The organism is Streptomyces sp. NPDC001970, assembly GCF_053594115.1.
On record NZ_JBSFDW010000001.1, the window covers coordinates 110,967 to 131,818 of the forward strand.

The window sequence follows — 20,852 nt, forward strand, 5'->3', positions numbered from 1 at the left end:
GCTTGGCCGCGATTGGCCCGGCTTACACCACGCTCGTCGTCTTCCGCGTGTGCAACTGGCGTGCCACCTCTGCGATCGAGCCCGACAGCGAGGGGTACACGGTGAAAGCGTTTGCGATCTGTTCGACCGTCAGATTGTTGTCGACCGCGATCGAGATGGGGTGGATCAGTTCCGATGCACGCGGGGACACGACCACTCCGCCGACGACGATTCCGGTGCCCGGGCGGCAGAAGATCTTGACGAAGCCGTCCCGGATACCCTGCATCTTCGCCCGCGGGTTGCGCAGCAGCGGCAGCTTGACGACACGGGCGTCGATGACGCCGCCGTCGACGTCCGCCTGCGTGTAGCCGACCGTCGCGATCTCGGGGTCGGTGAAGACGTTCGAGGAGACCGTCTTGAGGTTCAGCGGGGCCACCGCGTCGCCCAGGAAGTGGTACATCGCGATCCGGCCCTGCATCGCGGCGACCGAGGCCAGGGCGAAGACGCCGGTGACGTCACCCGCGGCGTACACGCCCGGCGCGGAGGTGCGGGAGACCTTGTCGGTCCAGATGTGGCCGGACTCGGTGAGGCGGACCCCGGCCTCCTCCAGGCCCATCCCCGCGGAGTTGGGGATCGCGCCGACGGCCATGAGGCAGTGCGTTCCGGAGATGACACGGCCGTCGGCCAGGGTCACCTCGACGCGGTCGCCGACACGCTTGGCGGACTGGGCGCGGGAGCGGGCCATGACGTTCATGCCGCGCCGCCGGAACACGTCCTCCAGGACGGCCGCGGCGTCCGGGTCCTCGCCCGGGAGCACGCGGTCGCGCGAGGAGACCAGAGTGACCCGCGAGCCCAGTGCCTGGTACGCACCGGCGAACTCGGCACCCGTGACACCGGAGCCGACCACGATGAGCTCTTCGGGGAGCTCGGTCAGGTCGTACACCTGGGTCCAGTTGAGGATGCGCTCCCCGTCGGGCTGCGCGTCCGGGATCTCGCGCGGGTGACCGCCGGTCGCGAGCAGCACGGCGTCGGCGGTGAGGCGCTCCTCGCTGCCGTCCGCCGCGGTGACGACCACCTGGCGGGAGCCGTCCATGGCCTGCTGTCCGTCGAGCCGGCCGCGGCCGCGCATGACGCGGGCGCCCGCACGCGTGACGGATGCGGTGATGTCGTGGGACTGGGCGAGCGCGAGCCGCTTCACCCGTCGGTTGACCTTGCCGAGGTCCACGCCGACGATCCGGGCTGCCTGCTCGACGTGCGGGGTGTCGTCGGCGACGATGATGCCGAGCTCCTCGTGCGAGGAGTCGAAGTTCGTCATCACCTCGGCGGTGGCGATCAGGGTCTTCGAGGGTACGCAGTCGGTGAGGACGGACGCGCCGCCGAGGCCGTCGCAGTCGACGACGGTCACCTCCGCGCCGAGCTGGGCGCCCACCAGGGCCGCCTCGTATCCGCCGGGTCCGCCACCGATGATCACGATCCGGGTCACTGGGGTTACGCCTCGCGCTCTCGCTCTGCCGGGTGGTCGGTCGAACCCATTGTCCCGCACGCCTCAAGGTGCTTCGCGCCGGGGCCCGGGGCCGGCCCGCGCCGGGCGAGGTGGCGCGGCGGGGCGCCATGCAGGGTGAGCGGGACAGGTCGGCGGGACAGGCGGTCACCGCTCCCCCTCCCGTACCCTCGATCCCATGTCGCTCTACGCCGCGTACGCCGGCAACCTCGACGCGCGGCTGATGACCCGCCGCGCCCCGCACTCCCCGCTGCGCGGCACGGGCTGGCTCAACGGCTGGCGGCTGACGTTCGGCGGGGAGCAGATGGGCTGGGAAGGTGCGCTGGCCACGATCGTGGAGGCGCCGCGCTCCCAGGTCTTCGTCGCGCTGTACGACATCGCACCGCTGGACGAGGACTCCATGGACCGCTGGGAGGGTGTCGGCCTCGACATCTACCGGCGGATGCGGGTGCGCGTGCACACGTTGGACGGCGAGGAGCCCGCCTGGGTGTACGTCCTGAACGGATACGAGGGCGGGCTGCCGTCCGCGCGCTATCTGGGCGAGATCGCCGACGCGGCCGAGTCGGCCGGCGCGCCGCACGACTACGTGATGGAGCTGCGCAAGCGTCCGTGCTGATGCCGCGGCTCCCGGCCGTGGCGGTGTCCGCGGCTTCTTGTTCGGCTGCCTGTCCGGGCTCTTGTGCATAACGACGAGGAAAGCGCTGCAGAGTCGTGAGCATCGTCATCTACGCGCGTAGGGTTTCACGGGCTACCCTTTTCCCGTGAACGTTTCTGTTACCCACCCGGACCCCCACGCCGCCGCCACCGACGCCGCCGCACGCCTGCGCGAGCTCACGGGCGCCGAGACCCACGACGTCGCCCTGGTGATGGGCTCCGGCTGGGCGCCGGCCGTCGACGCCCTCGGCGCGCCCGAGGCCGAGTTCCCGGCCACCGACCTGCCCGGCTTCCCGCCGCCCGCCGTCGAGGGCCACGGCGGCAAGATCCGCTCGTACAAGATCGGCGACAAGCGCGCACTGGTCTTCCTCGGCCGCACGCACTACTACGAGGGCCGTGGCGTCGCCGCCGTCGCCCACGGTGTGCGCACCGCCGTCGCCGCCGGCTGCAAGACCGTCGTCCTCACGAACGGCTGCGGCGGTCTGCGCGAGGGCATGCGTCCCGGGCAGCCCGTGCTGATCAGCGACCACATCAACCTCACGGCCACGTCGCCGATCGTCGGCGCGAACTTCGTGGACCTGACCGACCTGTACTCGCCGCGGCTGCGCGCGCTGTGCAAGGAGGTCGACGCGTCGCTGGAGGAGGGCGTGTACGTCCAGTTCCCCGGCCCGCACTACGAGACCCCGGCCGAGATCAACATGGTCCGTGTGATGGGCGGCGACCTCGTTGGCATGTCCACGGTCCTGGAGGCGATCGCGGCGCGCGAGGCGGGCGCGGAGGTGCTGGGCATCTCCCTGGTCACCAACCTCGCGGCAGGCCTCTCGGGCGAGCCCCTCAACCACGAGGAGGTCCTCCAGGCGGGCCGCGACTCGGCTGCGCGCATGGGCGACCTGCTCACCAAGGTCCTGGCGCGTATCTGATCCCCGGGGCCTGACGCCCCCGGACCCCCGCGGCTGCCCGGCGCCCGCGGCTGGGCCGTGCGGGGTGCGGGGTGACACGGTGCCGGGTCGGCGTCCGGGGTGTCCGTCCTCCGGCGCGGGACGGGCTGGGTGTGTGGGGTCGGCCCGTGCCGTGCGGTTGCCGTCGGGGTCCGGCCCCGGTGGCTGAGCCCGGTGAGCGGGTGCCCCATGGTTTGTGGGCAGTCGTTCCGCCCCGTGATTCGTGGGCAGTCGTTCCGCAGGGGGACGGGCGGGCACGAACCACCCACCTGGCGGCAGACGGACACGCAGCCCGACTCGGGTGACCGGGCGACACGTGCCCGGAGCGGGTAGGCGTACCCGCAGACACACGCATACGCACACAACGACATCAGAGAGGCACACCGTGGCGCAGGACCTGATCGCGCAGGCCCAGGCTTGGCTGGCCGAGGACCCCGACGCGGAGACCCGGGACGAGCTGGGCAAGCTCATCGAGGCCCAGGACACCGACGAGCTCGCCGCCCGGTTCGCCGGGACGCTGCAGTTCGGGACCGCCGGGCTCCGCGGTGAGCTGGGGGCGGGCCCGATGCGGATGAACCGCGTCGTGGTCATCCGCGCCGCCGCGGGGCTCGCCGCACACCTCAAGGCCCAGGGCCACACCGACGGGCTCGTCGTCATCGGATACGACGCCCGCTACAAGTCCGCCGACTTCGCCCGCGACACCGCCGCCGTCATGGTCGGCGCCGGCCTGCGCGCCGCCCTGCTGCCGCGCCCGCTGCCGACGCCCGTGCTCGCTTACGCCATCAGGCACCTGGGCGCCGTCGCGGGCGTCGAGGTGACCGCCAGCCACAACCCGCCCCGGGACAACGGTTACAAGGTCTACCTCGGCGACGGTTCCCAGATCGTGCCCCCCGCGGACGGCGAGATCGCGGCCCGGATCGACGCGGTGGGCAGCCTGCACGACGTGCCGCTGCCGGAGGCCGGCTGGGAGACCCTCGGGGACGAGGTCCTGGAGGCGTATCTGGCCCGTACGGACGCCGTGCTGAACCCCCACTCCCCCCGTACCGCCCGCGTCGTCCACACGGCCCTGCACGGCGTCGGCAAGGACGTGGTGCTTGCGGCCTGGGAGCGGGCGGGGTTCCCCGCGCCGGTGCTCGTCGAGGAGCAGGCCGAGCCGGACCCCGCGTTCCCGACCGTCGCCTTCCCCAACCCGGAGGAGCCGGGCGCGATGGACCTCGCCTTCGCGAAGGCGCGCGAGACCCGGCCGGACGTCGTCATCGCCAACGACCCGGATGCCGACCGCTGCGCCGTGGCCGTCCCCGACGACAGTGCGGACCGAGGCTGGCGGATGCTCCGCGGCGACGAGGTCGGCGCACTGCTCGCCGCGCACCTCGTCCACAAGGGTGCGCGCGGAACGTTCGCCGAGTCGATCGTGTCGTCGTCGCTGCTGGGGCGGATCGCCGAGGCGGCCGGGCTCCGTCACGAGGAGACCCTGACCGGCTTCAAGTGGATCTCGCGCGTCGAGGGCCTGCGGTACGGCTACGAGGAAGCGCTCGGCTACTGCGTCGACCCCGACGGCGTACGCGACAAGGACGGCATCACCGCCGCGCTGCTCGTCGCCGAGCTGGTGTCGGAGCTCAAGGAGCAGGACCGTACGCTCTCCGACCTGCTCGACGACCTCGCCGTCGAGCACGGACTGCACGCCACCGACCAGCTGTCGGTGCGCGTGGAGGACCTGAGCGTCATCGCGAACGCGATGCGGGCGCTGCGCGAGCAGCCGCCCGTGCTGCTGGCCGGGCTGCAGGTCGTCGAGGCGGAGGACCTGACGAAGGGCAGCGAGAAGCTGCCGCCGACGGACGGCCTGCGGTACTACCTGGAGGGCGAGTTCAAGGCCCGCGTCATCGTCCGCCCGAGCGGCACCGAGCCCAAGCTGAAGTGCTACCTGGAGGTCGTGGTCCCGGTCGCCGACGCGAGCGGGCTGGCGAGCGCCCGGGCGCGGGCGGCGGAGGTGCTGGACGCGATCAAGCGCGACCTGGCGGCCGCGGCCGGCATCTGACGCCCGGCTCCCCGGCAGCCCGCTCGGCGTTCTCCGAGAACGGACGCCCCGGCCCGCCGGTCGGTGCCGGGCCGCCCGCCACAGGTGCGCCGCCCGGGCGGGTCGGGCGCCGAACCCCGAACGGGTGAATCCCGTACGGCAGTCGACGCAGCGCCCCGTGCCCTCGCGCGGCCCAGCGGCGAAGGTGACCCCGGTACCGCCCGCCGAGTCACCGGAGCTGCCGCAGTGCCCCCGATCGCGACACACCGCCCGACCGTCCCCGCCTCCCGTCGGCCACCGGCCCCGGGGGGCGGTGGCGTACCAGGTGGGGAGGGCCGGTTGGTCCGGGCGCTGGAGCGGGCGGCGCCCGCGCTGGTCGGGTATCTCGTGGTGCGGCTGTTCGGGCTGCTGGTGCTCGCGCGGTGGGCGCACATCCAGGAGCGCGGCATTTGGCCGACGCTCGCCACGACATGGGACTCCAACTGGTATCTCGGCATCGCCGACCACGGGTACCAGCGGGAGCTCGGCACCACGCTGGACTCGAACAACCTGGCCTTCTTCCCGCTCTACCCGGCCCTGGTGAAGGCCGCCGCGGCGGTGACGCCCGGCAGCAGGGCCTCCGTCGCGCTCGTGATCGCGGCCGTGGCGTCGCTGGTCGCGGCGTGGGGGATCTTCGCGGTCGGCGACCGGCTCCACGGGCAGCGCGCCGGGACCGTGCTGGCGGTGCTGTGGGGCGCGTACCCCGTCGCGGTCGTCCAGTGGATGGGCTACACCGAGTCGCTCTTCACGGCGCTCACCGCATGGTCGCTGTACGCGACGCTCAACGACCGCTGGACGTGGGCCGGTTCGCTCGCCGTACTGGCAGGGCTGACCCGGCCCACGGGGATCGCCCTCGCCGCGGCCGTGACCGTCGCGGGGCTCCTGGCGTACGTACGCACGCGCGACCGGCGGGCGCTCGCGGGCGCGCTGCTCGCACCGCTGGGGTGGTGCGGCTACGTCGCCTGGGTCGGGCAGCGCGTCGGGCGCTGGGACGGCTACTTCGCCGTGCAGGAACTGTGGCGCAACCAGTGGGACGGCGGGCGGTCGACGCTGGTCCAACTGCGCCAGCACCTCGCCTACGACGCGAGCCCGATGCTCTTCCTGGTGCTGGTGTCGGTCGTCCTGGTGGGGTCGGTGGGGCTGTATCTGCTCTGTCTGACGGACCGCCAGCCACTGGTGCTGCTCGTCTTCACGGGGGTGCTGCTGGTGATCGTCCTCGGCAGCGGCGGCGTCTACTTCCCGCGCGCCCGCTTCCTCCTGCCCGCCTTCCCGCTGCTCCTGCCGATCGCGGTGGCCGTGGCGCGGGCCCGGCGTCCGGTCGCGTTGGTGGTGCTGGGCGGGGCGGCGCTGTCGTCGGCGTGGCTCGGTGCGTATGCGCTGCTGGTGTGGACGGGGCCGCCGTAAGGGGCCGTGGAAGGCTCAGACCAGGACCGGCAGCGAGAGGCGCATCCGCAGACCCCTCTCCAGCGGCTCGGCGGCGACACTGCCGCCGTACGTCTCGGCGACCTGGCGCACGATGGCGAGGCCGAGCCCCGAGCCGGGCAGCGAGCGCGCCGCCGGTGAGCGGTAGAAGCGGTCGAAGACGTACGGCAGGTCCGCCGCCGGGATGCCGGGCCCCTGGTCGCTGATCGTGACGGTGCCGCAGGACGTCACGCGGACCAGTACGTGGCCGTCGTCGGGGCTCCACTTGACCGCGTTGTCGACGAGGTTGCCGACGGCACGCTCCAGCGCGTCGGGGTCCGCGTGCACGAGGCACTCGGAGAGCTCCGTGCGGAGGGAGACGCGGGGGGAGCGGGCGGCGGCGCGGGCCGCCACCCGCTCGGCCACGAGGTCCAGCCGGGTGTCCTCGGTGTGGACCGGTGCGTGCCCGTAGCGGCCGAGGTCCACCAGGTCGTTGACGAGCAGCTTGAGCTCCTCGGCCTGGATGCGCGCCTCGCGCACCAGCGCGGGGGCGTGTGGATCGGCCACCCCCTGGGCCTCGTCGAGGAGTTCGAGATTGGTGGTGAGGCTGGTCAGCGGCGTCCGCAGCTCATGGGACGCGTCGGCGACCAGCCGCCGCTGGGCCTGCACCGACTCGTCGACGGCGGTCATCATCGCGGTGAAGGAGCGGGCGAGGCGGGCGATCTCGTCCCGGCCGCCGATGTCGATCCGCGCCGTCAGGTCCTGGGTCTGCGCCACGTGCTCGACGGTGTCGGTGAGACGGCGTACGGGGCGCAGCACCCGTCCGGCGGCGAGTCGGGCGGCGGCCGCGGCGAGCAGGCTCCCGCCGACGGTGATCGCGACGAGCAGCGCCTTCATCTCGTCGAGGGTGGACTCGAAGACCGACTCCGGCACGGCCGTCCGTACGAGGATCCCGTCCGCGCCGGCCAGCGACGCCGTGTAGACCCGGTACCGCGAGCCCCCGTACTCGGCGTCCTGGAAGTAGGGCTCCGTCTTGCCCAGGGCCACCAGCATGTCCCGTTCGGTGACCTCGATGAAGCCCGTGGTGGGACCCTCGCCGGCCGTGAGGGGCAGGAACTGCAGCAGGGTCGAGCCGATCTTCACCGGCTTGCGCGGGACGAGTTCGGTGGCGTTCGGCTTCCGGGGCGCCGCACCGCCCTGCCGCCGCGCGCCCTCCGCCGCCGCCTTCTTCTTGCGTACCAGAGCGTCGAACAGGGCCCCGGCGTCGCGGTCGGCGGCGGAGACCAGGGTGCTCTCGTACTGCCGGTGCAGATTGGCGCTGAGCGTCGGATAGAGGACCAGCGAGGCGAGCAGCAGGGCCGCGCACACCACGACACCGCCCGCGAGGGCGACCCGGTTGCCGAGGCTCACGGCTCCTCCCGCAGGACGTAGCCGAGGCCGCGGACCGTCTGGATCAGCCGGGGCTCTCCCCCGGACTCCAGCTTGCCGCGCAGATAACTGATGTAGACCCACAGGGCGTTGGAGGAGGGGCCGAAGTGGTACCCCCAGACCGCGTCGAAGATCAGCGACCTGCTGAGCACCCGCCGCGGATTGCGGACGAAGAGCTCGAGCAGCGCGTACTCGGTCCGGGTCAGATCGAGGACCCGGCCGCCACGCCTCGCCCGGCAGGCGGCCACGTCGAACTCGAGGTCCGCGAAGCGGATCACCTCCTCCTGCGCGGCGCCGCCGCGCCGCAGCAGGGCCCGGATCCGCGCTCTCAGCTCGTCCAGTGCGAAGGGCTTGACCAGGTAGTCGTCGGCACCCGCATCCAGTCCGGCGACCCGGTCCTCGACCAGGTCGCGGGCCGTCAGCATGAGGATCGGGGTGCGGTCGCCGCGCGACCTGATCCGGCGGCAGATCTCCAGCCCGTTCGGCTCGGGCATCAGCACGTCGAGTACGACGGCGTCCGGGCGGGCGCCCGCATAGACCTCCAGGGCCGCGTTTCCGTTCGCGGCCTCGGAGACCTCGTACCCGTCCCTGGTCAGGGCGCGGGTCAGCGAGAGGCGCACCGCCGCGTCGTCGTCCACCACCATCACACGCATGGCCGTAAATCTCCGTACTGCTGGATCGGGGTTCGCCAAGGGCGGCAGGTAAAACGGCGGGGGGACGGCCGGCGCGGGCGACGGGGCGCACACGCTCCGGCCGACACCCGGTCAGTTGTCCGGCTTGTGCTCCCGCAGGTCCTTCCACACCTCGGTCAGGGCGTCAGCGAGCTTCGGCAGCTTGCCGTCCCTGCCCGTTCCGTCCTTCTCCACGTGGCAGACCAGCCCCTCGCGGAGCTTCCTGCCGGGCCCCTGCGCCCCCTCCTTGCCTGCCTCCTCGCGTACCTTCTCCAGCTTCTCCCTGAGCGTCGTGCGCTGCTCCTCGATCAGCCGCGGAAGCTTCTCGGGCGCCACCTCGCGCGCCTTCCTGATCTTCTCCTCGACCCGCGCGCGCTCCTCCTCGGTCAGTTCCCGGAGCTTCTTGGGCACCTCCTCGAACGTGTCCCTCAGCTTCGCGCGCTCCTCCTCGGTGAGCTTCGCCGGCGACTCGTTCCTCGCCTCGCGCGCCTTCTCCAGCTTCTCCTTGAGCCTCGCGCGCTCCTCCTCGGTGAGCTTCTCGGGGATGACGACGCACCCCTTGCCCTTGTCGCCCTCGCCGTCGGCCCCGGCCCCGGCCTGGTCCTGCCGGTCCGCGGCCGGGCTGCTCGTACCCGGCGTGGCCGCGGAGGCCGCCACCGAGCCGGTCGTCACCCCGGTCACCGCGGCGAACACCGCTGCCGCGGCGACCCAACGCGCGTTGATGCGCATGCTCGTTCTCCTTCGCTGTGCGGGTGCGCGGCTTCTGCCGTCGCCCATCAGCGAGCAGACCACCCCCGGCTCAGCGGAACTCTCGGGAAAGCTTAGAAACGCCTTAATACGCGTGTGGCCGCTACGGCTGCGCCGCGCGGCTTGCCGCCCGCCCGGAGGCGCTCAGCAGGGTCTGGGTCGGTGCGACGGCCGCCAGGGCGCCCGCGGTGAGGTGGAAGCCGGTGGCGAACGCGCTGCCCGCCGGCGGCGCCGCCCCGGATTGGGCGTGGAGGAGGGCGTGGGAGTCCGGTGCGTTCGCCCTGCGGCGCGAGACCTGCGCGACCATGGCTCCCGTCCCCTGCCCCGCGAGGGGCGTACGAGGGACCAGCCGGCGCCCACCTGCGGAGACAGGTGACGGGACGGACCCGCAGCGGAAGCGGAGCGCGACAGGACCCATGCGTGTGGGGCGCGCGTGGGGCGGAACCGGCGTGGGCCCGACGTGTGCAGCGGGAATGCCCTGCAGGGACCGGCGTGGGCCCGACGTGTGCAGCGGGAATGCCCTGCAGGGACCGGCGTGGCGGACCGGTGATGAGCAGGACCGTGATGAGCAGGACGAGTGATGAGCAGGACGAGTGATGAGCGGGACCGCGTGGCGGACCGGCGTTCGCCCGGCTCAGCCGGTGGCCAGCAGCACCACGAGGGCAACCGCACCTGCCGCCGCGGGACCGATGACCTCGTAGGCCCAGCGCACCTGCGGCTCCCCCTGCGCACCCGGGCGGCCGGCGCTGCGCTCGGCCAGCTCCCGCAGGTCCGCGACCGTCTGGTCGGCGGGCGCCAGGCGGGACGTGGAGTCGGTGACGTCCGCGGTCACGGACGTACGGCCGTGGGGGTCGTCGTGGGCGGCCATCGCCTGGCGGCGGGCGGCCCGCTTGCGCTGCCGCAGCGACACCGGCACGGCCCACAGCTGGTACTTGACGCCCTTCTGCGTGAAGACCTCGCTGGAGTAGCCGGCGCGCACATCCGCGATCGCCGCCCAGGGAACCGTGATCGTGCGGAACGGGTTCCTGATCCGCAGCCGGTCGTCATTCACGTACACGGCGGGCCGCAGCGTGAACGCGACGATCAAAGGCACCACGAAGAGCAGCCCCGCGAGCCCCAGCCACGGCGTGCGGCCCTCGCCGCGCACCAGCGCGTCCACGCCGATCCAGCAGACCAGCGCCAGCATCAGCGCACCGGCGGCCATGGCGGGCTTCGACCGGAAGACGCGGTCGGCGTAGGTCGGCTCGGGGTCGGGGGCGCGGCTCGTCATGCTCCTGATTCTGCCTCACGCGTCTCAGGGGACGAGATCGGCGTACACGATGATGTTGTCGGGCCGGTGGCCGTCGGTGAGCTCCCCGCCGCAGGTGATGAGCCGCAGCTCGGGACGGGCGGTGTCGCCGTAGACCTTCCGCGTCGGGAAGGCCTTCTTGCTCACCTGTTCCAGCTCCCGGACCCGGAAGGCGGCGGTGCTGCCGTCGGCGCGCGCGACACTGATCTCGCCCCCGACGCGGACCTTGGCGACGTCCTTCAGCACGGCCGGGCCCTTCACCGTGTCGAAGTGGCCGATCAGGACGGCCGGTCCGGTCTCGCCGGGCGTGACGCCCGGGCCGTACCAGCCGATCCGGTCCGCGTCCGCCACGGACGGCACCTCGACGCTGCCGTCGGCGGCGAGGCCGAGCTCCGGTACGGGCCCGGTGTCGACCCCGGCGGCGGGAATCCGGACCCGGACCGGCTTCGACTTCGCCCTCGGCGCAGCCCCCGTCGCCGGCGCGGCGGTGGCGGGCCTCACCTGGGCGGTCGGGACCGCGGGCTGTGCGGACCAGGCGTTCCCGGCATCGGAGTCACGGCCGGCGAATCCGGCTCCGGCGGCGGCCGGGGCCGTGAGGGTGAGCAGCGCGGCGGCGATGCGTCTGGCAGGCTGCAGAAACGACGTCGGTGATCACGCGTGCAGGATTCGTCCGGTCCATGTCGCAGAAGTGTGAAAGGCGTCACGTACACACGTGTCCACCTGCGAATTCGCACCTGAATCGCCTTCTGGGGTGTACAGGCCGCTACGCGCGTAGATATGCTCCCCTGGTGACCATGCCCACCATTGCACCTGCATTCGCTGACGTGACCTCGTCCGACAGCGCACTGCGCCGCTTCCTGCACGGGCTCCCCGGTGTCGACCCCGTCGGCCTGGAAGCGCGCGCCGCGTCTCTCGGCACCCGTTCGATCAAGACGACGGCCAAGGCGTACGCCATCGACCTGGCCATCTCGATGATCGACCTGACGACGCTGGAAGGCGCGGACACCCCGGGCAAGGTCCGGGCGCTCGCGGCCAAGGCCGTCCATCCCGATCCGACCGACCGTACGGCCCCGAAGACGGCCGCCGTCTGCGTCTACCCCGACATGGTGGCCACCGCCAAGGCCGCCCTGCAGGGCGCGGACGTCAAGGTCGCCTCCGTCGCCACCGCCTTCCCGGCCGGCCGCGCCGCGCTCGACGTGAAGCTCGCGGACACCCGCGACGCCGTCGCCGCCGGGGCAGACGAGATCGACATGGTGATCGACCGCGGCGCCTTCCTCGCGGGCAACTACATGAAGGTCTTCGAGGAGATCCGGGCCGTGAAGGAGACCTCGGGCGCCGCTCGCCTGAAGGTCATCTTCGAGACCGGCGAGTTGTCCACGTACGACAACATCCGCCGCGCCTCCTGGCTCGGCATGATGGCCGGGGCCGACTTCATCAAGACGTCGACCGGAAAGGTCGCGGTCAACGCGACCCCGGCGAACACCCTGCTCATGCTCGAGGCCGTCCGCGACTTCCGGGCGCAGACTGGAGTGCAGGTGGGCGTGAAGCCCGCCGGCGGCATCCGCACCAGCAAGGACGCGATCAAGTTCCTGGTGCTGGTCAACGAGACCGCGGGCGCGGACTGGCTGGACAACCACTGGTTCCGCTTCGGCGCGTCCAGCCTGCTCAACGACCTGCTGATGCAGCGCCAGAAGCTGGCCACCGGCCGCTACTCCGGCCCCGACTACGTGACGGTGGACTGAGACCCCATGACCATGGACAAGCAGACATCCGTATTCGAGTACGCACCGGCTCCCGAGTCCCGGTCCGTCGTCGACATCGCGCCGTCGTACGGCCTGTTCATCGACGGCGAGTTCACCGACGCCGCCGACGGCAGGGTCTTCAAGACGGTCTCCCCGTCCACCGAGGAGGTCCTCTCCGAGGTCGCCCAGGCGGGTGCCGAGGACGTCGACCGCGCCGTGAGGGCCGCGCGCAAGGCGTTCGAGAAGTGGTCCGCGCTGCCGGGCTCCGAGCGCGCCAAATACCTCTTCCGTATCGCCCGGATCATCCAGGAGCGCAGCCGTGAGCTGGCCGTCCTGGAGACCCTGGACAACGGAAAGCCGATCAAGGAGACCCGCGACGCGGACCTCCCGCTGGTCGCGGCGCACTTCTTCTACTACGCGGGCTGGGCCGACAAGCTCGACCACGCCGGCTACGGCCCGAACCCCCGTCCGCTGGGCGTCGCCGGGCAGGTCATTCCGTGGAACTTCCCGCTGCTGATGCTCGCGTGGAAGATCGCCCCGGCGCTCGCCACCGGCAACACGGTGGTCCTGAAGCCCGCCGAGACCACCCCGCTGTCCGCCCTGTTCTTCGCGGACATCTGCCGTCAGGCCGGGCTGCCGAAGGGTGTCGTCAACATCCTTCCCGGTTACGGGGACACGGGCGCCGCGCTCGTCGGGCACCCGGACGTCGACAAGGTCGCCTTCACCGGTTCGACGGCGGTCGGCAAGGCCATCGCCCGCTCCGTGGCCGGTACGGACAAGAAGGTCACCCTGGAGCTGGGCGGCAAGGGCGCCAACATCGTCTTCGACGACGCCCCCATCGACCAGGCCGTCGAGGGCATCGTCGGCGGCATCTTCTTCAACCAGGGCCAGGTCTGCTGCGCGGGCTCGCGTCTGCTCGTACAGGAGTCGATCCAGGACGAGCTGCTCGACTCGCTGAAGCGGCGCCTCGCGACCCTGCGCCTCGGCGACCCGCTGGACAAGAACACCGACATCGGCGCGATCAACTCGGCCGAGCAGCTGGCCCGGATCACGGCCCTCACCGAGACCGGCGAGGCCGAGGGCGCCGAGCGCTGGACCGCGCCGTGCGAACTGCCGTCGTCCGGCTACTGGTTCGCGCCGACGCTCTTCACGAACGTCACGCAGGCGCACACCGTCGCCCGCGACGAGATCTTCGGCCCGGTGCTGTCGGTCCTGACGTTCCGTACGCCGGACGAGGCCGTCGCCAAGGCCAACAACAGCCAGTACGGCCTGTCGGCGGGCATCTGGACGGAGAAGGGCTCCCGCATCCTCGCGGTGGCGAACAAGCTCCGCGCGGGTGTGGTGTGGGCCAACACCTTCAACAAGTTCGACCCGACCTCGCCCTTCGGCGGCTACAAGGAATCGGGCTTCGGCCGCGAGGGCGGCCGCCACGGTCTGGAGGCCTACCTCGCCCCGTCGACCCCGGAGGGGGAGCGCAAGTGAGTCCCGTCGAGCAGACGCGTCTGTCCGTCTTCAAGACCTACAAGCTGTACGTCGGGGGCAAGTTCCCCCGGAGCGAGAGCGGCCGGGTGTACGAGGTGACCGACTCCAAGGGCAACTGGCTGGCCAACGCACCGCTGTCCTCCCGCAAGGACGCCCGGAACGCGGTCGTCGCGGCGCGCAAGGCGTTCGGCGCGTGGTCGGGCGCGACCGCGTACAACCGGGGCCAGATCCTCTACCGCATCGCCGAGATGCTGGAGGGCCGCAGGGACCAGTTCGTGCGCGAGGTCGCCGACGCCGAGGGCCTGTCGAAGTCCAAGGCCGGCGCGGTCGTGGACGCCGCGATCGACCGCTGGGTCTGGTACGCGGGCTGGACGGACAAGATCGGCCAGATCGTGGGCGGGGCGAACCCGGTCGCGGGCCCGTTCTTCAACCTGTCGACGCCCGAGCCGACCGGTGTGGTCACGGTCCTGGCGCCGCAGAGGTCGTCGTTCCTGGGCCTGGTGTCGGTGATCGCCCCGGCGATCGCGACCGGCAACACGGTCGTCGTGATCGCCTCGGAGCAGGCACCGCTGCCGGCGCTCTCGCTGGGCGAGGTGCTGGCGACGTCCGACCTGCCCGGCGGCGTGGTCAACGTCCTCTCCGGCCGCACGGCCGAGATCGCGGCCCCGCTCGCCGCCCACCAGGACGTCAACGCGATCGACCTGACCGGCGCGGACGAGCAGCTGGCCAAGGAGCTGGAGGTCGCCGCCGCCGACAACCTCAAGCGGATGCTGCGCCCGCGCGACGAGGACTGGTCCGCCGACCCGGGCACGCGGCGCATGACCGCGTTCCTGGAGACGAAGACGGTGTGGCACCCGACGGGTTCGCTGGGCGCGTCCGGCTCGGCGTACTGACGTACAGCGAGACCGCCGTACACCGCGCGAGACCTCCGCACAGCGACCCTGCCGTGCAGCGACGAGGGGCCCGCAGGAAGCTTCCTGCGGGCCCCTCGTGTCCGCCGGGCCGACGGGTCCGTCAGCCGGGCAGCAGGCCGCCCAGCAGCGGGCCTGCGACCGGGAGGTCCGGCGCACTGGCCAGGTCGCCGGTGAGGGTCCGGGTGTTGACCCCCTTGAAGCCTGCGCCCTGGGTGGCGACGCCGTTGTCGAGCGGGTCCACGCCGGTGTTCGCGAGCGGGTTCAGCGGGAGGTGCTCGGCGGTCGCCGCGGTGGTCCGCAGCGCCGCCGCCGGGTCGAGGTCGCCCGCCTGACCCGCCTGCGCCACGCCGGCACCGGCGCCGAGCGCCGCACCGAGCGCGGTGACGGTGAGACCGGCCGATCTGAGCAATGTGGGACGTGCCATGAGAATCCTGCCTCGACGAGAAGTGACAGCTGGAGCACGCAGCGTAGTTCCGGTGTGATGCTCGATACCAACGGGACCTCCGAGGGGTCCCCCACACGGCTGAATGCCCCAGACTGGTGTCCCGTGAATTCCCAACCCCTTCCGACGCGCGTCGTCCTGCTCACCGGGCCCTCGGGTTCCGGCAAGTCGTCCCTCGCCGCCCGCTCCGGCCTCCCGGTGCTGCGCCTCGACGACTTCTACAAGGAAGCGGACGACCCCACGCTCCCGCTGATCACGGGCAGCACGGACATCGACTGGGACTCCCCGGCGTCCTGGGACGCGGACGCGGCGGTCGACGCGGTTGTGGAGCTGTGCCGTACGGGACGTACGACCGTTCCCGTCTACGACATCGCCACCAGTTCGCGGGCCGGGACCGAGACCCTCGACATCGAGCGCACCCCGCTCTTCGTCGCCGAGGGCATCTTCGCGGCGGAGATCGTCGACCCCTGCCGGCAGGCGGGGGTACTGGCCGACGCGCTGTGCCTGCGCGGGCGCCCTTCCACGACCTTCCGCCGACGCCTGCTGCGCGACCTGCGCGAGGGCCGCAAGTCCGTGGCGTTCCTGCTCCGCCGCGGCTGGCGCCTCATGCGCCTGGAACGCGGCATCGTCGCCCGCCAGGCCGCGCTCGGCGCCCACCCGTGCGGCAAGGAGGAGGCCCTCGGCCGCCTCGCCGCCGCGGCGGCGGGCCGCTGCCGCCGTACGCCTGCGGCAAGCGAGGCGTAGCCGCTACGGGTACGGCGTGAGCCGGTGCCGCAGCCGCGGCGTGGGGCCTGTCCAGGTGCCTCGTGCCGGGTCAGCGGCCCGCGCGTCCGTCCTCGAACGCCGGACGGGCTTGATGGTCGGGGTGACCCGGCACGAATGAGTTGCCGTCGGGGGCCGCTCCGGGGTCACCGCACAACGACCCCGGGGCCGACCAGGACCTCTCGGTCCTGACCGGCCCCGGGCTCCCCCGTGTCCCCCGTGTTCCCCCCGTACTCCCTCAGGCCACCAGCTCGCCGAAGGACTCTTCCTCGTCACGGCCGAAGCTGAGGACCTGGTCCTCGCGCAGCCGGCGGAGCGACCGCCAGATGCTCGACTTCACCGTGCCGACACTGATGTCGAGGATGTCCGCGATCTCGGGATCCGTGCGGCCCTCGTAGTAGCGGAGCACCAGCATCGTGCGCTGCAGCTCGGGCAGCCGCGCCAGCGCCTGCCACAGCACCGCCCGCAGTTCCGTGCCGCGCATCGCGTCCGTCTCGCCCACCGTCTCCGGGAGCTCCTCGGTCGGGTACTCGTTCAGCTTGCGGCGGCGCCACGCGCTGATGTGCAGGTTGGTCATGGTCCGGCGCAGATAGCCGCCGACCGCGGCCTTGTCGCTGATGCGATCCCACGCCCGGTACGTCGAGAAGAGCGCGCTCTGCAGCAGGTCCTCGGCCTCGAACCGGTCGCCGGTCAGGTGGTACGCGGTCGCGTACAGGGAGGCGCGGCGCTCCTGCACGTAGGCGGTGAACTCCGCCTCCGACAGACCCCTTGCCTCCGTCAGGGGCGACCCCGTCCGCTCCCCCTCGGCCTCCCCGTACGCGGACCCCCCGTGGCCCCCCTCGTGCGTGGTGTCGACGACCGTGATGTACGTCGTGGCCGGCGTCGACGCCTTGTGCTGGCGCCCGGCGCCGCGAACGCACCCCCGCCCGTTCACGGCGCCGGACTTCTCGGTGCTCCGCACGACGTCGTGCAGACGCGTGACAACTGCGCTTGACGTGGTGCTGTGCAGTGCGTTCATCTCGCGCCCCCCGTCGGTTGGAGTCGGCTGCGGGTCGTCTTCCGGCCCTGTGCGAAAAAGATTGCCCGGGCACCTTCACGCCGGTGTCCGCCGACTGTCACAGGGCTGTCACAGGGCCACGTCGTGGCGGGAGGCGTCCCAACTGTCGAACTCCGGCTCCCCCATGAGTCAGAATGACCTCCGTGCCTTTCCTGTTGCTGATCGAGGACGACGACGCCATCCGCACGGCCCTCGAACTCTCGCTGTCACGCCAGGGCCACCGTGTGGCCACCGCGGCGACGGGAGAGGACGGCCTGAAGCTGCTGCGTGAGCAGCGGCCGGATCTGATCGTGCTGGACGTGATGCTGCCCGGCATCGACGGTTTCGAGGTGTGCCGGCGGATCAGGCGCACGGACCAGCTGCCGATCATCCTGCTGACCGCGCGCAGCGACGACATCGACGTCGTGGTCGGGCTGGAGTCCGGAGCCGACGACTATGTGGTCAAACCCGTGCAGGGCCGTGTCCTGGACGCACGTATCCGGGCCGTACTGCGGCGCGGTGAGCGCGAGTCTACGGACTCGGCGACCTTCGGCTCGCTGGTGATCGACCGTTCCGCGATGACGGTCACCAAGAACGGCGAGGATCTGCAGCTCACGCCGACCGAGCTGCGGCTTCTGCTGGAGCTGAGCCGCCGCCCGGGCCAGGCGCTGTCGCGTCAGCAGCTGCTGCGGCTGGTGTGGGAGCACGACTACCTGGGGGACTCCCGCCTGGTGGACGCGTGCGTGCAGCGGCTGCGGGCGAAGGTGGAGGACGTGCCGTCCTCGCCGACCCTGATCCGTACGGTCCGTGGCGTGGGCTACCGACTGGACGCTCCTCAGTGAGCGACGCACGCGCGGCCGCCGGGCCGCAGCCGTCCACGATGGCCGCACTTCTGCGTCGCGCGGTCGGAGATGGGCCCCCCTCCCAGGCGTCAGCTCTGGGTGAGAACGGGACGGCGCGGTGACGCAGGCCGAGAAAAAGGGTTCCGCGAAGAGAGGCATACTCGCGGGATTCGGGTGGACCAGCCTGCGGCTGCGGCTCGTCGTCGTGTTCGGCCTGGTCGCGTTGACGGCCGCGGTGTCCGCCTCGGGGATCGCGTACTGGCTCAACCGCGAGGCGGTACTGACGCGTACGCAGGACGCGGCGCTGGGCGACTTCCGGCAGGAGATGCAGAACCGGGCCGCGACGCTGCCCGCGCGTCCCACGCAGAGCGAGCTGCAGACGACCGCCGAGCAGATGGCGAGCGGCAACGCCGGTTACAGCGTCGTGCTGCTGGGCGAGCGCGAGGCGGGCAAGCCGATCGTCGGGGCGTCCGACCCCGACGTGTTCACGCTCGACGACGTGCCGAAGTCGCTACGGGACGCGGTCAACGAGCAGCAGCCGGTGACGGCCGGGAACGCGTACCCGTACCACCTGTTCTGGCTGCGGACGCAGCAGGGCAACACGCCCTATCTGGTGGGCGGTACGAGGATCACCGGCGGCGGGCCGACGGGCTACATGTTCAAGTCACTGGACCAGGAGCGGGCGGATCTGAACTCGCTGGCCTGGTCGCTGGGCATCGCCACGGCGCTGGCGCTGGTCGGCTCCGCGCTGATCGCGCATGCCGCGGCGACGACCGTGCTCCGGCCGGTGCGGCGCCTCGGCGAGGCGGCGCGGCAGCTCGGCGAGGGCAAGCTCGACACCCGGCTGAACGTCTCCGGTACGGACGAACTGGCGGAGCTGTCGCGGACGTTCAACCGCGCGGCGGAGTCACTGGAGAAGAAGGTCGCCGACATGAGCGCGCGGGAGGAGTCGAGCCGCCGCTTCGTCGCCGACATGTCGCACGAGCTGCGCACACCGCTGACCGCGCTGACCGCCGTGACCGAGGTCCTGGAGGACGAGCAGGAGAGCCTCGACCCGATGATCGCGCCCGCGGTCGCGCTGGTCGTGAGCGAGACACGGCGCCTCAACGACCTGGTGGAGAACCTGATGGAGGTCACCCGCTTCGACGCGGGCACGGCCCGGCTCGTCCTCGACGACGTCGACGTCGCCGACCAGGTCACCGCCTGCATCGACGCACGCGCCTGGCTGGACGCGGTCGAGCTGGACGCGGAGCGCGGCATCGTGGCCCGCCTCGACCCGCGCCGCCTCGACGTCATCCTGGCCAACCTGATCGGCAACGCACTGAAGCACGGCGGCTCCCCGGTGCGGGTGTCGGTGCGTACGGAGACCGGCGGCACGGGAGGGGACGAGCTGATCATCGAGGTACGGGACCACGGGCCCGGCATCCCCGAGGACGTACTGCCCCATGTCTTCGACCGCTTCTACAAGGCGAGCGCCTCACGCCCGCGCTCGGAGGGCAGCGGTCTGGGCCTGTCGATCGCGATGGAGAACGCCCTGATCCACGGCGGCGGCATCACCGCGGCCAACACCACGGACGGCGACGGCGGCGCGGTCTTCGTGCTCCGCCTCCCGCGCGACGCCTCGGACATCACGCCCGCGGACGAGAACGACGGGCACGAGGCAGGTGACGCACCGTGACAGCGACGACCACCGTCAGCAGCGCCCGGGCCCGGCTGCGGCGCGGTGCCGCCGCGCTCGCCGGCGCTCTCGTCGTGGCCGCCGCGGCCACCGGCTGCGGCATCCGTACCACCTCCGTCCCCGTCGACGCGGGCCCCGCCCCGTCGCGCGTGCCGTGCTCGCTGACCGGCAAGGAGACGCGCACGCCGGCCGCGCCGGGGGCCGTGCCGGTGCGGGTGTATCTGGTGTGCGCGTCGGCGCTGGAGCCCGTGGACCGTACGGCAACGGTCTCCGAGAAGGCCGCCGGCGACCGGAGCGTCATCGCGAGGACACTCCTCGACCAGTTGCAGGCGGACCCGTCCGCGGCCGAGCGCGAGGCAGGCTTCGCCACCGACGTACGAGGCCCGCTGACCGTGGCCCCGGCGCGCGACGGCGACCCCGAGGGCACGCTGCGGCTGACCCGGCAGCCGGAGGACCTGCCGCCCGTCGCGCTCGCGCAGATCGTGTGCACGCTCGCGGAGAGCGAGGTCGCGGCGGACTCCGGCACGGTGGTCCTGGGCGGACCCGGGGAGTACGCGCCACGCGGATACCGGTGCACGGACGCGGCCAAGGAGCGCCCCGAGACCGTTCTCCCGACGGTCGGCCCGCTGCCCGCCGCGAGTGGTTCCTGACGTTCGCGTCACTCGGCGGAACCGATCCCGCCGGTCGTGTCGTCTTGGTGGTCGTGCAGCGTCAAGGTTCGGGCGGCAGTGCCGCCATCCGCTTCCGCGTGGCGGGGGTCGTCCTCCTCCTCGCCCATCTGGCACTCGTGGGATGGCTGACGCTTCGCCCTCTCGACGTGATGTGGGTGACGGCGGCGAATCTTGAGCCGCTCGCGGGCATCAAGGCGGATCTCGCCCTGGGCCCGGTGCAGGCGGCCCGCCGGATAGGCGAGGGGCTGCTGCTGCTCGCCCCGCTCGGTGTGCTGCTGCCGATGGCGGGCGGCCGGCTCGTCGTCTCCCCCTGGGCCTCGCTGGCCCGTACGGTCGCCGCGGGCGCGCTGCTGTCGCTGGGCATCGAGCTGCTGCAGACCGGGGTGCCGGGTCAGGTCGTCGACGTGGACTCGCTGCTGCTGAACACGGCGGGCGTGGCCCTGGCCCACCTCGCGGTCGTCCCCGCGGGTCGCGCACGGCTGCGGCGCAGGCGCCGCAGGCAGTCCGCGGGCCCGAGGAAGCAGCGGGGACCCCTGCTCCGGGAGGACACCTCTCAGGGGCCGACCCCGACGATTCCGAGGGTCGGGATCGCCCCGTAGAGCGACGCTTCGTCCCTGTTCGCG

General features: G+C 72.3%; 21 protein-coding genes. 12 read left to right on the forward strand and 9 right to left on the reverse strand.

The genetic code is table 11. From position 1 onward, the window contains the following. Positions 1-22 precede the first annotated feature (22 nt). A complete protein-coding gene (locus ACWCP0_RS00535) occupies positions 23-1,462 on the reverse strand; it encodes an NAD(P)H-quinone dehydrogenase (RefSeq protein WP_451076681.1) in 1,440 nt (479 codons plus the stop codon). Between the two features lie 196 nt (positions 1,463-1,658). Between ACWCP0_RS00535 and ACWCP0_RS00540 the strand changes: the two genes are divergently transcribed. From ACWCP0_RS00540 to ACWCP0_RS00555, 4 genes are all read left to right on the forward strand, one after another. Beyond that, positions 1,659-2,096 carry a gamma-glutamylcyclotransferase gene (locus ACWCP0_RS00540; protein WP_018889198.1) on the forward strand — a complete coding sequence of 146 codons (438 nt, stop codon included), beginning with the start codon at positions 1,659-1,661 and terminating at the stop codon, positions 2,094-2,096. A 145-nt stretch (positions 2,097-2,241) separates the two neighbouring features. Then, positions 2,242-3,054, forward strand: coding sequence for a purine-nucleoside phosphorylase (locus ACWCP0_RS00545; protein ID WP_451076682.1), 813 nt, complete (start codon positions 2,242-2,244; stop codon positions 3,052-3,054). Positions 3,055-3,457: 403 nt separating this feature from the next. Beyond that, positions 3,458-5,107: a phospho-sugar mutase gene (locus ACWCP0_RS00550; RefSeq protein ID WP_451076683.1), complete on the forward strand. Its 1,650-nt coding sequence runs from the start codon at positions 3,458-3,460 to the stop codon at positions 5,105-5,107. Between the two features lie 225 nt (positions 5,108-5,332). Then, complete coding sequence (locus tag ACWCP0_RS00555; protein WP_451076684.1) at positions 5,333-6,529, forward strand: hypothetical protein; 1,197 nt, start codon at positions 5,333-5,335, stop codon at positions 6,527-6,529. A gap of 15 nt (positions 6,530-6,544) precedes the next feature. On the opposite strand, the gene ACWCP0_RS00560 is transcribed toward ACWCP0_RS00555, so the two are convergent. The 6 genes from ACWCP0_RS00560 to ACWCP0_RS00585 form a co-directional block, all read right to left on the reverse strand. Continuing rightward, positions 6,545-7,936: a sensor histidine kinase gene (locus tag ACWCP0_RS00560; RefSeq protein ID WP_451076685.1), complete on the reverse strand. Its 1,392-nt coding sequence runs from the start codon at positions 7,934-7,936 to the stop codon at positions 6,545-6,547. After that, entirely contained in the window at positions 7,933-8,607 is a 675-nt protein-coding gene (locus tag ACWCP0_RS00565) for a response regulator transcription factor (RefSeq protein WP_451076686.1), read from the reverse strand. Before ACWCP0_RS00565 ends, ACWCP0_RS00560 begins: the two co-directional genes overlap by 4 nt. Before the next feature lie 111 nt (positions 8,608-8,718). Continuing rightward, a complete protein-coding gene (locus tag ACWCP0_RS00570) occupies positions 8,719-9,354 on the reverse strand; it encodes a hypothetical protein (RefSeq protein ID WP_451076687.1) in 636 nt (211 codons plus the stop codon). Positions 9,355-9,475: 121 nt separating this feature from the next. Further along, positions 9,476-9,679: a hypothetical protein gene (locus tag ACWCP0_RS00575; protein ID WP_451076688.1), complete on the reverse strand. Its 204-nt coding sequence runs from the start codon at positions 9,677-9,679 to the stop codon at positions 9,476-9,478. Between the two features lie 327 nt (positions 9,680-10,006). Continuing rightward, a complete protein-coding gene (locus ACWCP0_RS00580; RefSeq protein ID WP_451076689.1) occupies positions 10,007-10,642 on the reverse strand; it encodes a PH domain-containing protein in 636 nt (211 codons plus the stop codon). Positions 10,643-10,666: 24 nt separating this feature from the next. After that, a complete protein-coding gene (locus ACWCP0_RS00585) occupies positions 10,667-11,296 on the reverse strand; it encodes a class F sortase (protein ID WP_451076993.1) in 630 nt (209 codons plus the stop codon). Between the two features lie 158 nt (positions 11,297-11,454). Here ACWCP0_RS00585 and deoC point away from each other — a divergent pair, with 158 nt between their 5' ends. Genes deoC through ACWCP0_RS00600 form a run of 3 tightly spaced genes read left to right on the forward strand, consistent with a single transcriptional unit; the run spans position 11,455 to position 14,777 of the window. After that, positions 11,455-12,402 (forward strand): deoxyribose-phosphate aldolase, encoded by a 948-nt coding sequence (gene deoC / locus ACWCP0_RS00590; RefSeq protein WP_451076690.1) that lies wholly within the window; start codon positions 11,455-11,457, stop codon positions 12,400-12,402. Between the two features lie 6 nt (positions 12,403-12,408). Beyond that, entirely contained in the window at positions 12,409-13,884 is a 1,476-nt protein-coding gene (locus ACWCP0_RS00595) for an aldehyde dehydrogenase family protein (RefSeq protein ID WP_451076691.1), read from the forward strand. Continuing rightward, positions 13,881-14,777, forward strand: coding sequence for an aldehyde dehydrogenase family protein (locus tag ACWCP0_RS00600; protein ID WP_451076692.1), 897 nt, complete (start codon positions 13,881-13,883; stop codon positions 14,775-14,777). Before ACWCP0_RS00595 ends, ACWCP0_RS00600 begins: the two co-directional genes overlap by 4 nt. Before the next feature lie 121 nt (positions 14,778-14,898). Here the strand turns inward: ACWCP0_RS00600 and ACWCP0_RS00605 are convergent, their stop codons facing one another. Continuing rightward, the gene (locus tag ACWCP0_RS00605) at positions 14,899-15,222 is read right to left on the reverse strand and encodes a hypothetical protein (protein WP_451076693.1); all 324 of its coding nucleotides are present in this window, start codon (positions 15,220-15,222) and stop codon (positions 14,899-14,901) included. Between the two features lie 57 nt (positions 15,223-15,279). On the opposite strand from ACWCP0_RS00605, the gene ACWCP0_RS00610 reads away from it, so the two are divergent. Next, complete coding sequence (locus ACWCP0_RS00610; RefSeq protein ID WP_451076694.1) at positions 15,280-15,984, forward strand: uridine kinase; 705 nt, start codon at positions 15,280-15,282, stop codon at positions 15,982-15,984. Positions 15,985-16,240: 256 nt separating this feature from the next. Here the strand turns inward: ACWCP0_RS00610 and ACWCP0_RS00615 are convergent, their stop codons facing one another. After that, on the reverse strand, positions 16,241-17,020 hold the full coding sequence (locus tag ACWCP0_RS00615; RefSeq protein ID WP_451076695.1) for a SigE family RNA polymerase sigma factor: 780 nt from the start codon (positions 17,018-17,020) through the stop codon (positions 16,241-16,243). Positions 17,021-17,202: 182 nt separating this feature from the next. On the opposite strand from ACWCP0_RS00615, the gene afsQ1 reads away from it, so the two are divergent. From afsQ1 to ACWCP0_RS00635, 4 genes are all read left to right on the forward strand, one after another. Next, complete coding sequence (afsQ1, locus tag ACWCP0_RS00620) at positions 17,203-17,880, forward strand: two-component system response regulator AfsQ1 (RefSeq protein ID WP_351229557.1); 678 nt, start codon at positions 17,203-17,205, stop codon at positions 17,878-17,880. 118 nt (positions 17,881-17,998) lie between these two features. Further along, positions 17,999-19,558: an ATP-binding protein gene (locus ACWCP0_RS00625; RefSeq protein WP_451076696.1), complete on the forward strand. Its 1,560-nt coding sequence runs from the start codon at positions 17,999-18,001 to the stop codon at positions 19,556-19,558. Next, positions 19,555-20,208: a hypothetical protein gene (locus ACWCP0_RS00630; protein ID WP_451076697.1), complete on the forward strand. Its 654-nt coding sequence runs from the start codon at positions 19,555-19,557 to the stop codon at positions 20,206-20,208. The genes ACWCP0_RS00625 and ACWCP0_RS00630 overlap by 4 nt, the downstream gene beginning before the upstream one ends. Positions 20,209-20,261: 53 nt before the next feature. Continuing rightward, the gene (locus tag ACWCP0_RS00635; RefSeq protein ID WP_451076698.1) at positions 20,262-20,828 is read left to right on the forward strand and encodes a VanZ family protein; all 567 of its coding nucleotides are present in this window, start codon (positions 20,262-20,264) and stop codon (positions 20,826-20,828) included. Positions 20,829-20,852: the final 24 nt, after the last annotated feature.

Coding starts and splice junctions, on each gene's coding strand:
- ACWCP0_RS00615 (WP_451076695.1), bottom strand. CDS start 17,020: ATGAACGCACTGCACAGCACCACGTCAAGCGCAGTTGTCACGCGTCTG.
- deoC (WP_451076690.1), top strand. CDS start 11,455: ATGCCCACCATTGCACCTGCATTCGCTGACGTGACCTCGTCCGACAGC.
- ACWCP0_RS00540 (WP_018889198.1), top strand. CDS start 1,659: ATGTCGCTCTACGCCGCGTACGCCGGCAACCTCGACGCGCGGCTGATG.
- ACWCP0_RS00610 (WP_451076694.1), top strand. CDS start 15,280: ATGCTCGATACCAACGGGACCTCCGAGGGGTCCCCCACACGGCTGAAT.
- ACWCP0_RS00565 (WP_451076686.1), bottom strand. CDS start 8,607: ATGCGTGTGATGGTGGTGGACGACGACGCGGCGGTGCGCCTCTCGCTG.
- ACWCP0_RS00570 (WP_451076687.1), bottom strand. CDS start 9,354: ATGCGCATCAACGCGCGTTGGGTCGCCGCGGCAGCGGTGTTCGCCGCG.
- ACWCP0_RS00575 (WP_451076688.1), bottom strand. CDS start 9,679: ATGGTCGCGCAGGTCTCGCGCCGCAGGGCGAACGCACCGGACTCCCAC.
- ACWCP0_RS00595 (WP_451076691.1), top strand. CDS start 12,409: ATGACCATGGACAAGCAGACATCCGTATTCGAGTACGCACCGGCTCCC.
- ACWCP0_RS00605 (WP_451076693.1), bottom strand. CDS start 15,222: ATGGCACGTCCCACATTGCTCAGATCGGCCGGTCTCACCGTCACCGCG.
- ACWCP0_RS00580 (WP_451076689.1), bottom strand. CDS start 10,642: ATGACGAGCCGCGCCCCCGACCCCGAGCCGACCTACGCCGACCGCGTC.